Raw genomic sequence first — 13,047 nt, 5'->3', positions numbered from 1 at the left:
TCACCCATTTCATCTAAGCGTCTATATCTATTTTTACTATGGGTCATTATTACTTTGGATAGTCCTTAGAGTAATATGAATTACTTCGAATCAGTTGTATATCAATGAGATGTTTGTTTTTGTTCATGTAGTTTTTAGATTCTTTATTTATAGTGTTTTGAATGTATACTTTTTTAGTCATTTTTGAGGGGAATGGGTAAGTTGTGATAAAGTCAATAAAATGAAAGTAAACTAATATTGAAAAGTTTACTTTCATTTTAGAAGAGACTATTCCCTGTTTTCACCCCAGCTATTGCATTTACACTTAAAAACAAGGGGGGAAGACCTGGATGGGTAATTAATACAAAAAGATGAAAATCCCTACAGTCTGTTTTTGACCAAGGGCAATTCTTTTTTTATTTTAGGTAATTTTCAGGTTTGATGAATTCCTATCACTCTTTATTTTTTATGACATTAGGAGAGGCTAGCCCCTCGCTCCACATTTTCAACGTACAATGAAATTCAACAATTACTAGCTAATTCTTAAACCTTTATCCTTATTTACCAACTAGTTTATGCTTTTTTCAAACTTTGCAACAGAACCTACCCTTTACTATTTCTATAGTCTTACTCAAATAAACGATATTCCGTAAAGTTTTGATGGTGATGGGCGGGCCCACACTTAAAATTTTTTAAACTTAATTGGACTTACCATTAAGAGAGCGAGGATTAATGTAATCCATGCATTGCTATATGAAAACAACCCCATACCAGCTAATGGTAATCCAGCAGCTGGAATAGGTAATCCCTTAAAATATCCAATGGTTGGTTTAACACTAAATTTAGCTAATCTTAAAGCACCCATCGTTGGGAAAAGGACAAATGCCAAAGAAGTTAAAATAGATGGTGTTGCTATCGAATGAAATAAAAGTGCAGGAGCAACTCCGAAACTAACAATATCAGCTAAGGAATCCAATTCTACACCAAACTCACTGTTCACTTTTAATTTTCTCGCAATCCTTCCATCAAGAAAATCAAAAACAGCTGAAAAGAAAATGAAAATGGAGGCTACTTCCAAATAGTCATTCATATTCATGGTAATTGAAAAAACACCGCACAATAAATTTCCGATCGTAAATAAATTCGGTACAGCTTTTACCATTTGATTGAACAAGGTTGTCCCCCCTAAGTAGATTAAACTTCACATCTATGTAGCATTTTCTATATATTCTTCCGCTATTCTTAAAAATATATGACCACTGTATGCTAAGTAAATTTCGACAAGAGAAAAGCCGATTTACTGTCCGTTATGTTGGTTTATAAAAATGTTTGATCATTATCGGTACACATTGTTGAACATTAGCACCTGATAGTTGAAGTTTCGTGGAGTTTTTCCTTAATAAAATGAAAACTAATTGTCGCTTTGATCGCACGAAGGAAATGGTCTTGTGGAACGAACTCTTCTACAGAAACGGATACACGCTCATCACGATGTTTTTAAAGCACCCATCATAAAAAATCTCTCTTTGTCCTCTTTTTTATCAGTGTTGACACATGAAAAGACTTTCTCCACAGCCTGAAAAAAACCTTACTTTTAAAAGTAAGGTTTTTTTACACATAAATTCTATTAAACTGATTTTAATAAAGAATAATAATTCGTGTCATAGGGAATATCATCTTGATACATATAATTTTTTAGAACTCCTTCTTTTTCAAACCCTAATTTTAATAGCACTTTATTTGACGCCTCATTTTCAAGGAAGACAATTGCTCCGATACGCTTTAAATGAAGTGTATGGAAGCCGTAAGATATAACTTCAGAAACTGCCTCAGTAGCATATCCATTTCCCCAGTGTTCAGGGAAAAAGGCATAACTTAAATTGGCTCGTTTATGCTCAGAAGACCAATCGTGAAAACCGATGGTACCAATGAGTTCTTTCTTATCTTTTAATTCGATTCCCCACTTTATACCGCTTCTTGTATTGTAACTCAACTTAAAGTTAGTAAGGATTTGTTTCACTTGATCAACATCTTGTAATGGTTTTTGGCCATAATAGCGCAGTACATCAGTATTAGAAAAGCATTGTAGTATACTCGGTGCATCTTCTTCGGTAAGTTCTCTTAAAATGAGTCGATCGGTTTTCAATATAGGAAACATACTTTCACTCCATTTCTTCTGAAACTAGAATGTGTTGTTATTATATAATGTAATCTGAAAATAAAGATTATTCAAGAGGGAAGTATGGTTTTGATTTGTGATAAAATTGATTGTGGAATATATTTCAAAAAGAGGTTTGTATATGGAGAAAAATTCAATTTTAATTGTAGATGATGATCAAGATATTGTTCGATTTGTTAACGCGAATTTAATGCAAGAAGGTTTTAAAGTTTTTAGTGCTCATAACGGGAAAGAGGCTTTAGAAATAATAAATAATAACAGTATTAAACTTGCTATTTTGGATATTATGATGCCACAAATGGATGGTATAGAATTGTGTAGAAGGATTAGAGAGAAACATAGTTTACCAATTATGTTTTTAAGCGCAAAATCATCAGATGTAGATAAGGTAATTGGATTTAGTACTGGAGCAGATGATTATATTGTGAAACCGTTCAGTACAATTGAATTTATAGCAAGAGTGAAAGCTCAATTAAGAAGGTATACATATTTCAATCAAAATGCTGTCCAAGTAATAGAAAAGAAAATAAACATTAGAGGTTTAGAAATAGATGAAGTGTCGAGAACAGTGATGTTATATGGAGAAATAATCAACCTTACGAAAACTGAATATGATATTTTGTACTTAATGGCAGGTGCAAAGAATCGTGTGTTTACTATTGAAGAAATATATGAGAGCGTTTGGAAAGAAAGAGCCTATGAAAGTAATAATACAGTAATGGTTCATATCGCAAGATTAAGAAATAAAATTGAAGAGAATCCAAAAGAACCGAAGTTTATTCAAAATGTTTGGGGAGTCGGATATAAAATTGAAGATTAAATCATTACAAGGCATTAGAGCTAAGTTTTTTATCGCATTCATATGTAGCATCTTGTTAGCAACTTTAAGTATAATAGCGTTTCAAATGTTAATTGGAAATATGTATAGTCATGTTACTGCATTAGAAGAAAAATATTCATTTTTATATTTTATAGTTTTTTTAATTTTTATTACAACATACTTTGCATTCATGACAAAAACAATGATGAAAAGATTGTCTGAAATTAACAAGAACGTGAAGGAAATAAGTAATGGTAATTTTGAAATACATATACCTATTTCAAAAAACGATGAGATTGGTGAATTAGCCACGAATGTTAATTGGATGGCCAAAAGTTTAAAAGAGTCTATCGAGAATGAAAAAAAATCGCAGGAAATGAAAAATGAAATGATTAGTAATATTTCTCATGATTTACGAACTCCTGTAACATCTCTAATCGGTTACACGGATCTGTTAGGAGATAAGCTTCATTCAAATGGAGAAGAATGTGAACAGTATGTAAGTATATTAAAGCGAAAAAGTTATGAATTAAAAAATCAAGTAGATGATTTATTAGAATATTGTCAAATAAATTATAGAGAGATCGAATTACATAAAAGTGTAGTAAATATGAAAGCGTTCATTGGACAAATCATGATTGATTTTGTACCACAACTAGATGATGCCGATATGAGCTTTTGTATTAAAGGTGATAAGGATTTACATGTGGAAATGGATGTAGCGCTTATGGTAAGGCTATTCGAAAATGTAATTAGTAATAGTATTATGTACGGGAAAGACGGAAAGGAGATTTTAATTCAAGTTTTTAAAAGAGACATGAACGTTAAAATAGAAATTAAAAATTTTGGACAATGCATTCCGAATGAGAACCTTCCTTACGTTTTTGAGAAGTTTTATCGTGGTGAAAAATCACGTAACTCTCATACGGGTGGAAAAGGAATGGGACTTGCAATTGCGAGAAGTATAGCAGAGCTTCATAGAGGAGATATTACTGTGCGTAGTAATGATAAAGAAACAGTTTTCACTATCGTTTTACCGCAGTATAAAGAAATGTAAGAAAGTCGTAAGTATTTCTTTTTTATGTCGTAATGTTCACTTCGTATCATGTAGAACAAAGATATGAGAGTGGGGATACAACATGTGGAAGAAATATGTATTAGTAATTTTAGTTGCATTTTTAATTATAAGTTGGAGTGTAGTTTATTTAGTTAATGGTGTTATATCAGTCATTGTTTGGTGGAGTATACAAGCCTTTAGCGTAGTATCAATCTTTATTTCGATAGGGTCAGTATTACTATTTGTATGGAAAGTTATTTTCAGAAAGCGAATAGATAGAGCACTACTCTTCATAGTTCTTTTCTCTATAATTGGAGCTTGGCCTTTAGGGTGGTTTGCTAACATAGGCGGACTTGCTTACCCAGCATATGTACAGACTATGAGTCCTAAAATAGTCGTTCGTTTTCCCTTAAATGAACGAGCATTAGTAGGATGGGGTGGTGATCGGGTAGAAACGAACTATCACGTTATAAAACCGAATGAACGATGGGCATATGATATTCTTATCCCGCCTGCTGAAGTGAAAAGTAGTAAGTTAGGTGACTATGGAGTATATGGAGCGAAGGTAATGGCACCAGCTTCTGGAACAGTTGTATCTATCAATAAGGATGAAAAAGATGTAGTTCCGGGATCGGATGATTTTCAGTCAATGGCGGGGAATCATATTTATTTACGACTAGATGAAACAGGGACATTTTTGATGCTTGCCCATTTAAAGAAAGGATCAATTAATGTGAGGGAAGGGCAACATGTAAATGAAGGAGAGGTTCTTGCTCAAGTCGGTAACTCAGGGAGTTCAAGTGAGCCCCATTTACATATTCATCATCAAAGGCAGGATCCATCCAAGGTGAGTATATTTCTTTCGGAAGGATTACCACTTTACTTTCGAACTGAAAAAGGTGCGATAATGCCAGAAAGAGGTACATACATAGGTGGTAATTAGAAGAGAATTACTTCGCCAAAAAAGGTATTCCATTTTTATTGGAATACCTTTTTTCATTACCCTACAAATGTTTGATACAGTAAGAAAATATTTAAAATGATAACGAGTGCAGCGATTATCCAAGCGATAAAAGTTGTTATACGGTGGTTAACGAGTGCACCCATAATTTTTTTACTGCTTGTAAACATAATAAGTGGTACTAACGCAAAAGCAATACCGAATGATAAGACAACTTGGCTCATAACGAGAGCGTAAGTTGGGTTTACACCTAAAGCGATAATAACTAATGGTGGAATCATTGTAATAAATCGGCGTAAATATAACGGAATATGCATTCGAATGAATCCTTGCATGATAATGTCACCAGACATTGTCCCGACTGAAGAGCTAGATAAACCTGCTGATAAAAGTCCGATTCCAAATAAAGCAGCGGATGCAGGACCGACTAAGTTACTAAATTGGTTAAAAGCAACATCAAGGTCTTCAACATGTAAGCCGTTTTTAAAGAATAGTGCAGCAGCAACAATTAACATACTTGCATTAATTGCTCCAGCGATAACCATTGCGATAATGATATCAATAAACTCGAAGCGGAAAATCTTTTTCTTTTGTTCATCATTTGTTCCGACTACGCGGCGCTGCGTTAAGGCGGAATGTAGATATATTGCATGTGGCATAACTGTTGCGCCTAAAATACCAGCTGCTAATAAGATACTATCCACGCCTTGGAATTTTGGGATAAATAGTCCTGAAAGTAAAGGGCTTAATTCTGGTTTTGCGTAGAAGACTTGTACACCAAAAGCGATAACAACGATAAAAATCATTCCTGTTATAATAGCTTCTAATGGACGGAAGCCTCTGCGTTGAAATTCAAGAATAATAAATGATCCAGCAGCTGTAATTAAAGCGGCTGGTAACATTGGAATCCCGAACAATAAGTACAATCCGAGTGCCGCTCCAATAAATTCAGCTAAATCAGTCGCCATAATAACGAGCTCCCCTTGAATCCATAAACCGATGGAAACAGGTTTTGGGAAGTTTTCTCGAGCAATTTCAGGAAGGTTTTTACCTGTAGCAATTCCTAATTTAGCGGATAAAGTTTGGATTAATACCGCCATTAAATTAGAAGCAAGAATTACCCAGAGTAATAAATATCCATATTGTGATCCAGCTGCAATATTTGTCGCGAAATTGCCAGGATCAATATAAGCGACTGAAGCGATAAAAGCAGGGCCTAAGAATGGTAATAGTCTTTTTAAGCCTTTCGTTTGTCCACTTAATGCTAAATGCGCTGATTGAACAGTTGTACTTTGAGAAGGGACTTGTTCATCTTTTGATATATCTTTATTCATAGTAGTTTTCCCCTTTAAAATGTTAACTTGATGAAATTATTGTATTTATTCTTGCTCATTATTTCAATACATTTAAATGTATTAGTTGATAATTTTATTTGAACATAAATGTTTCCTTAGTGCAAATTATATGCCTTTACACAATAAATGGTGTGGTGTTATGAAAAATTGGGAGTTTATGGTGTGATGACGTGGGGAAACATAATGAATTAAAGGGCTATTTTTGAAATTTATGTGAACATAAAGCCTATAATACAGTATATTAATTGATGGAAATGGATTTGTATGATATATAATATATTGGGATTACAACATAACCATAGTGTTTTGATGTGTAATCTTGTTTTTTATTTTTGTTAACTTATAGAAAATAGTATAAAGAGAAGAAAATGGGATGCATAAAACTTTGGATACATTTTCTTATTATATATGTTTTGATATGAACGTTAACTTATACATGATTTTAAAAATTAGATAGGTGGTAGAAATACATTGGCAACTACAAAACCATACAGAGTATTACTATATTACATGTACACAACAATTGAAAACCCTGAAGAATTCGCTGCAGAGCATTTAGCATTTTGTAATTCACTTGAATTAAAAGGAAGAATCCTTGTAGCTAAAGAAGGAATTAACGGAACTTGTTCTGGAACTGTAGAACAAACAGAGAAATACATGGAAGCAATGAACAACGATCCACGCTTTGACGGTATCGTATTTAAAATAGATGAAGAAGAAGGGCACGCATTCAAGAAAATGCACGTGCGTCCTCGTCCAGAGTTAGTTACACTTCGTCTAGAAGATGACATTAACCCACACGAAATAACTGGAAAGTATTTAGAGCCAAAAGATTTTTATGAAGCAATGAAACAAGAAGATACAGTTATTATTGATGCACGAAATGATTATGAGTTTGATTTAGGACACTTCAAAGGTGCAATTAAACCAGATATCGAATCATTCCGTGAATTACCAGATTGGATTAGAGAAAACAAAGAAACACTTGAAGGTAAAAAGATTTTAACGTACTGCACAGGTGGAATTCGTTGTGAGAAATTCTCTGGTTGGTTAGTTCGTGAAGGGTATGAAGATGTAAGTCAGCTTCACGGCGGAATTGTAACGTACGGAAAAGATCCAGAAGTACAAGGCGAGCTTTGGGATGGACAATGTTACGTGTTTGATGAGCGTATCGCTGTACCAGTAAACCAAAAAGAACATGTTATTGTTGGTAAAGACCACTTTACAGGTGAACCTTGTGAGCGCTATGTAAACTGTTCAAATCCAGAATGTAACAAGAAAATTTTATGTTCTGAAGAAAACGAAGCGAAATATTTACGTGCATGTTCTCATGAATGTCGTGTAAGCCCACGTAACCGCTACGTAGTACAACATGAATTAACTGAAGAACAAGTAGCTGCTGCATTAGAACAAATCGAAGCAGGGAAGTAAGCTGAACTTGTGTAATAAAAAAGGGTACTCCAAACGTCATTTTGGAGTACCCTTTTGATATTATCTGGTTCTGTTTTTTGTCGGTAAGTCGATATATTCGAAAAATCGCCGATAAAAATTTCAGTAAATGAGAATAATCTTTTTAATGTTTATCATCTTTCTCTTTCACAGCAGAAAGCACAGTTTGTTTTACCCATGCTTTTCTTCGTTTATGTTGTAGACTCCATTGGTATAAACTTTGTGCACCTAAAATAAGTGAAATGACTATGCCGCTTATTGCTATTAAAAGTGCGAAAAATTCAAGTGGCGATGATATTTTGTTTGAATCGGTGTTTCTTAAGAGGTCAATCATAGTAAACCCTAACATTTGGCCTACTACAGAGTAGAGCGTTAAAATTAATAGTAAAAGGCTATCTTTTTTAGAAGCGACATTTTCTTGATATTTAAACAAACTATCAAGATTTTGTTTTGCATTCAAATATAGTACCTCAATGTTAAATAACTTTCTTAAGCGGAAGAAAATATCTTCACTCTGTGATTGGGATACTAACTCTAAAGAGAAGTAATTCGCTGTAAATGAATTAATTGAATAAATTAATTTCTCTATTTCATTTGTATCTTGTTCAATATTTAACTCGGCATAAGCGTTTGCCATTTTTAATAAAACAACTTTATGAAATAGATTTAATAACAAAGCGTAATAAAACTCCCCGTACATTTGACTAGCAAGTTTAGCGAATTCGTGTTCACCTTCGTTTGTTATACATGTGAAAATATGTTCTTCCATAATAAAGTAGCGATTAGGAGCCCATCTTTGATAAGAATGTTTTGTTAAATAATCTTGAATATAAGGAACATTATTTGCGCTAATATAGGGCTTGCCATCGTCTGTTAATCCGGAAAGACTGGAAGCTCGGTATACATCAACTACATGAAGGTCAGACTCTTTGTTTATGGATAATAAAGTTTGTACATACATTCGTTGATCTTCAAAGAATGGGAATGTTTGAAAGTAAGAGCTCCGCAATCTCTTTTTCTCAAAGAAGTCTGTTAAGCCATGAAATAAATCGCCGAATATAAGCTTCTCTACTTGTGAATATTGTTTTCCATTACATTCAATACAAATAGTCTCGTTTGTATCATTTTTAGTTTCAAGTACACGGAAGCGGGCGGCGAATTCGATTGCTTCTGATAATGTCATGTTTGGATCGGTTTCTACTTCTGTCCGAATTGTTAAGAAGCCAAGTTCATAAGGACAGAGTGTTACGTCAATAGAGTGTATCTTGAAGGGGACGGAAATAAGATTTGTTGTTAAGTGTCCAGTTAAGTTAAGGTCTTTAGAATAGCGTTGTAATCCTTTTTGATGCTCTGAGTGAGGAAATAGAATTTTATTTGTAAATGAAAGATAGTATGCTTCCATATTTTGATGTGAAACTTGAAATTTTCCGTAGTATGTATTTTCATTTTCAAGATGATCGAGTCGAAAAGGGCGAAAATCATTTTTCTGTAAGAAAGGGAACATATTTTGTTCATATCCAGTTTTAAAAGAAAACGGGAATATAAATTGAAATATAGCTGTTGCTACATCTTTTTCCTCGATTGTTTGTATTGCCTCCATTTACATTGTTTCCTTTCCATATATGCTATAAAAACAACATGCCCAAATTCATTTGAAAATAACCACTGTTTTATAATCGATTAAGAATGAAAATTCAGCTTATTTAGTAGGGGACATGTATAATGTTATGTATACTAAAAGTTATAAAACTGTATTTTGAAAAGGGGGATGTTGTATGCGTATTTTAGTATTAGGGGCTGGTGGCGTCGGAGGTTTTTTTGGAGGTCGATTAGTAGAAAAGGGAGAAGATGTTACGTTCCTTGTTCGTAGTAAACGGAAAAAACAATTGGAGGAAAGAGGACTTGTAATCCGAAGTGTTAACGGGGATTTTTCCTTCCAACCGAAATTAATAACGAAAGAAGATCGAACTGCTCCATTTGATGTCATTTTATTTTCAACAAAAGCGTATCACTTAAACGAGGCAATTCAAGATTTGAAGCCCTATGTTAGCGAAAAAACTGTCATCATTCCATTGTTAAATGGTATCGCTCATTTATCACAATTACAAAAGGAATTTGGCGTGGAAAAAGTAATTGGTGGTTTATGCTTTATCGAGACGACGTTAAACGATCAAGGAGAAATTGTACAAACGAGTGCTGCCAACAGACTTCTGTTTGGAGAAATCAAGCTTCAAGGTTCAGAGAGAATAAAGCATATTTCTAAAGCATTTGCAGGTACGAAATCTAGTTTTGTTTTAAGTGAAAATATTACGCAAGATATGTGGCATAAATATTTATTTATTACTGTAATGTCGGGTGTGACGACATTAATGCGTGCACCAATAGGACCGATTCGTGAAAGTGAAGGTGGACACGAATTTATCCGAAACTTATTTGAAGAATGTGTGCAAATCATGAGGTCTATGAAAGCTCCAGTTAAGGATGGTATTGCCCAGGAACATATGAAAACAATTGATAAAATTTCGTATGATATGAAGTCATCAATGCAGCGTGATATGGAAAAAGGTTCGTCCATTGAAGGGAAGCACTTACAAGGATACTTACTAGATGTAGCAGAACAATTTTCTATAGAAGCACCATTATTAGGAGCAGTATATCAAAATTTGAAAGTGTATGAAGAAATGACCTTTAACAGATCAGAAATAGAATTGGATGTATGAAAAAATAAAAAAGAAAGCAATATATAAGTGTATTGCTTTCTTTTTTTATGACAAATTATTTATTTCTTTTCGTTCTATCTGTCAAATTTATTTCCTGTTCACGTTTACCGTATAATTGATTAATTTCATTTGCTAACGCATCTAAATAGGAATCGGAAAAAATAGGCTTCTTTTCTTTAGACATATGGGTCTCCTTTATCGATTTTTTAGTATTCATTATGTATATTTACCGGCGGATTATGCGCAATCATTTTAAATTTTTTCTTTTTCAAAATTTTTGTTTACATTTTGAAAATAAAGGAGTATTATAATCCACAGTTTCAATTTTCTAAATCGCTGAAACCGCATGGTACGGGGGACCCGTTCTTACGGATTAGTTCTTAATCCGATGGGGTGAATCCTTGAAAAAGGTAGGGCTACTCATAGGCCCGAATCCGACAGCTAACCTCGTAAGCGTTATATTGAGAAGGAAGGTGGAGCTTGTGCGACAAAAAAAATAATGTCTACAAGTCTATTTCGCTATGGCTTGTAGACATTTTTTGTTTTCTGAAGAAATAGTTTGCTGGCTGTAACAAGCAGCATCGTTCGTACAAAATTATTGGAGAGTGGACAGTATTGGTTTCATCTATTAAAAGATTTTTAATTGGAAGACCGTTAAAATCAACTGAGTTAGGAGAGCAGAAGCTTAATAAAACGAAGGCGTTAGCCATTTTATCTTCTGACGCATTGTCATCGGTTGCATATGGACCAGAGCAAATTTTAATTGCTTTAGCAGGTCTTGGAGCGATTGCTTATTGGTATTCAATTCCGATCGCTATCGGGGTATTAGTATTATTGACAGCCCTTATTTTATCTTATCGTCAAATTATTTTTGCTTATCCGCATGGCGGGGGTGCGTATGTTGTATCAAAAGAAAATTTAGGGATGAATCCAGGGTTAATAGCTGGAGGATCTTTATTAGTCGATTATATTTTAACTGTTGCAGTAAGTGTGTCTGCAGGTACAGATGCGCTCACATCAGCTTTTCCTAGTTTACATGCACATAATGTAATCATTGCGATTATATTTGTTATATTTATTACTATTTTAAATTTAAGAGGGGTAACGGAATCAGCTTCCGTTTTAGCATATCCGGTTTATTTATTCGTTCTAGCACTATTTATATTAATTGGGGTAGGGATATACAATATTTTAACTGGTCACGTTTCACCGACTTTACACACGCCGATTGGAACGCCGGTTGCGGGAATTAGTTTGTTCTTACTGCTACGAGCATTTGCATCGGGTAGTTCGGCTTTAACAGGTGTTGAGGCAATCTCTAACGCAATTCCAAACTTTAAGGATCCTGCACCTAACAATGCAGCGAAAACATTGCTTGCAATGGGTGCATTACTTGCCGTTTTATTTTCAGGAATTGTCTTTTTAGCTTATTATTACGGAATTAATCCAAGTAAGGAAGTAACAGTTGTTTCACAAATTGCTGAACAAACTTTTGGACGTAATTTCATGTACTATTTCATACAAGGTACAACTGCTTTAATATTAATTCTTGCTGCTAATACAGGTTATTCTGCATTTCCACTATTAGCAGTTAACCTTGCAAAAGACAAATTTATACCGAGAATGTTTACGATTAGAGGAGACCGCCTAGGTTACTCAAACGGTATTATTATACTTGGGATAGCTTCGATTATTTTAATTGTAGCTTTCCAAGGGCAAACAGAACATTTAATCCCGTTATATGCAGTAGGTGTATTTATTCCATTTACACTTTCTCAAACGGGTATGGTATTAAAATGGCTTCGTGAAAAACCTGAAGGATGGGCTTTGAGATTAACGGTTAATTTAATTGGTGCAATTATTAGTTTTATCGTAATGAGCATGTTCTTTTTAACTAAATTTGCACAAGTTTGGTCAATCCTTATTTTCTTACCTGCCATCATCTTCTTGTTCCATAGAGTTAAGAAGCATTACGATGCAGTGGGCGATCAATTAAGTTTAAAAACTTGTGAACCACTTGTTCCAATTGAGGGAAATGTAATTGTCGTTCCTGTAGCAGGTATGACTCATGTAGTGGAAAATTCATTGAACTATGCGAAGGCTCTTTCTGCAGATCAAGTTATCGCTGTATATGTTGCTTTTGACAGAGAAGAGGAAAAGAAATTTGAAGAGAAATGGAAGAAGTGGCAACCTGAAGTAAGACTTGTTACCTTACATTCTCACTATAGAAGTATTATTCAACCGCTAACAAAGTTTATTGATACAGTGCAATATAAAGCGAGTGAATCAAATTACCGAGTTACTGTCGTTATACCACAGTTCATTCCGAAAAAAGGTTGGCATAACATTCTTCATAATCAGTCTAGTTTACTCATTCGTGCGTATTTACTCTATAAAAGAAATGTTGTTATTACAACAGTTCCATATCATTTGAAAAAGTAAGAAGATTTTTTAAGGATAGCTTTACGAAAGTGAAGCTATCCTTTTTGTGTATACGCTATGCATAATTGCATATGAATCCAAAAGA

The 13,047-nt window shown here is 34.0% G+C and carries 11 protein-coding genes and 1 riboswitch; of the genes, 6 read left to right on the top strand and 5 right to left on the bottom strand.

All coding sequences use genetic code 11. From position 1 onward, the window contains the following. Nucleotides 1-661: 661 nt before the first annotated feature. Together pssA and ACUN28_RS20345 are read right to left on the bottom strand one after the other, a co-directional pair. Complete coding sequence (gene pssA / locus ACUN28_RS20350; RefSeq protein ID WP_016088387.1) at nt 662-1,153, bottom strand: CDP-diacylglycerol--serine O-phosphatidyltransferase; 492 nt, start codon at nt 1,151-1,153, stop codon at nt 662-664. Nucleotides 1,154-1,606: 453 nt separating this feature from the next. Next, nucleotides 1,607-2,137: a GNAT family N-acetyltransferase gene (locus ACUN28_RS20345; protein WP_016088386.1), complete on the bottom strand. Its 531-nt coding sequence runs from the start codon at nt 2,135-2,137 to the stop codon at nt 1,607-1,609. 142 nt (nt 2,138-2,279) lie between these two features. Between ACUN28_RS20345 and ACUN28_RS20340 the strand changes: the two genes are divergently transcribed. The 3 genes from ACUN28_RS20340 (at nt 2,280) to ACUN28_RS20330 (ending at nt 4,978) form a co-directional block, all read left to right on the top strand. After that, nucleotides 2,280-2,978 (top strand): response regulator transcription factor, encoded by a 699-nt coding sequence (locus ACUN28_RS20340; RefSeq protein WP_016088385.1) that lies wholly within the window; start codon nt 2,280-2,282, stop codon nt 2,976-2,978. Next, entirely contained in the window at nt 2,968-4,035 is a 1,068-nt protein-coding gene (locus tag ACUN28_RS20335) for a sensor histidine kinase (protein ID WP_016088384.1), read from the top strand. The genes ACUN28_RS20340 and ACUN28_RS20335 overlap by 11 nt, the downstream gene beginning before the upstream one ends. 82 nt (nt 4,036-4,117) lie before the next feature. Next, nucleotides 4,118-4,978, top strand: coding sequence for a M23 family metallopeptidase (locus ACUN28_RS20330; RefSeq protein WP_016088383.1), 861 nt, complete (start codon nt 4,118-4,120; stop codon nt 4,976-4,978). Between the two features lie 56 nt (nt 4,979-5,034). Here the strand turns inward: ACUN28_RS20330 and ACUN28_RS20325 are convergent, their stop codons facing one another. Then, on the bottom strand, nt 5,035-6,330 hold the full coding sequence (locus ACUN28_RS20325) for an Nramp family divalent metal transporter (RefSeq protein WP_001030665.1): 1,296 nt from the start codon (nt 6,328-6,330) through the stop codon (nt 5,035-5,037). Nucleotides 6,331-6,822: 492 nt separating this feature from the next. Between ACUN28_RS20325 and trhO the strand changes: the two genes are divergently transcribed. Next, nucleotides 6,823-7,782: an oxygen-dependent tRNA uridine(34) hydroxylase TrhO gene (gene trhO, locus ACUN28_RS20320; RefSeq protein ID WP_000246226.1), complete on the top strand. Its 960-nt coding sequence runs from the start codon at nt 6,823-6,825 to the stop codon at nt 7,780-7,782. A 142-nt stretch (nt 7,783-7,924) separates the two neighbouring features. Here trhO and ACUN28_RS20315 read toward each other — a convergent pair whose 3' ends face one another. Next, nucleotides 7,925-9,400, bottom strand: coding sequence for a hypothetical protein (locus ACUN28_RS20315; RefSeq protein ID WP_016088382.1), 1,476 nt, complete (start codon nt 9,398-9,400; stop codon nt 7,925-7,927). A gap of 175 nt (nt 9,401-9,575) precedes the next feature. Between ACUN28_RS20315 and panE the strand changes: the two genes are divergently transcribed. Beyond that, nucleotides 9,576-10,520, top strand: coding sequence for a 2-dehydropantoate 2-reductase (gene panE / locus ACUN28_RS20310; protein ID WP_016088381.1), 945 nt, complete (start codon nt 9,576-9,578; stop codon nt 10,518-10,520). Between the two features lie 55 nt (nt 10,521-10,575). Here the strand turns inward: panE and ACUN28_RS20305 are convergent, their stop codons facing one another. Beyond that, a complete protein-coding gene (locus ACUN28_RS20305; protein ID WP_000031869.1) occupies nt 10,576-10,704 on the bottom strand; it encodes a hypothetical protein in 129 nt (42 codons plus the stop codon). A 140-nt stretch (nt 10,705-10,844) separates the two neighbouring features. Then, nucleotides 10,845-10,991: riboswitch (cyclic di-AMP (ydaO/yuaA leader) on the top strand. Nucleotides 10,992-11,135: 144 nt separating this feature from the next. Here ACUN28_RS20305 and ACUN28_RS20300 point away from each other — a divergent pair. Beyond that, on the top strand, nt 11,136-12,962 hold the full coding sequence (locus ACUN28_RS20300; RefSeq protein WP_016088380.1) for an APC family permease: 1,827 nt from the start codon (nt 11,136-11,138) through the stop codon (nt 12,960-12,962). The last annotated feature ends 85 nt before the right edge of the window (nt 12,963-13,047 follow it).

It is taken from the genome of Bacillus sp. WC2507, assembly GCF_052656125.1.
Note: the sequence above shows the minus strand (reverse complement) of the source record. Positions and strands in the feature narration are given on the sequence as shown.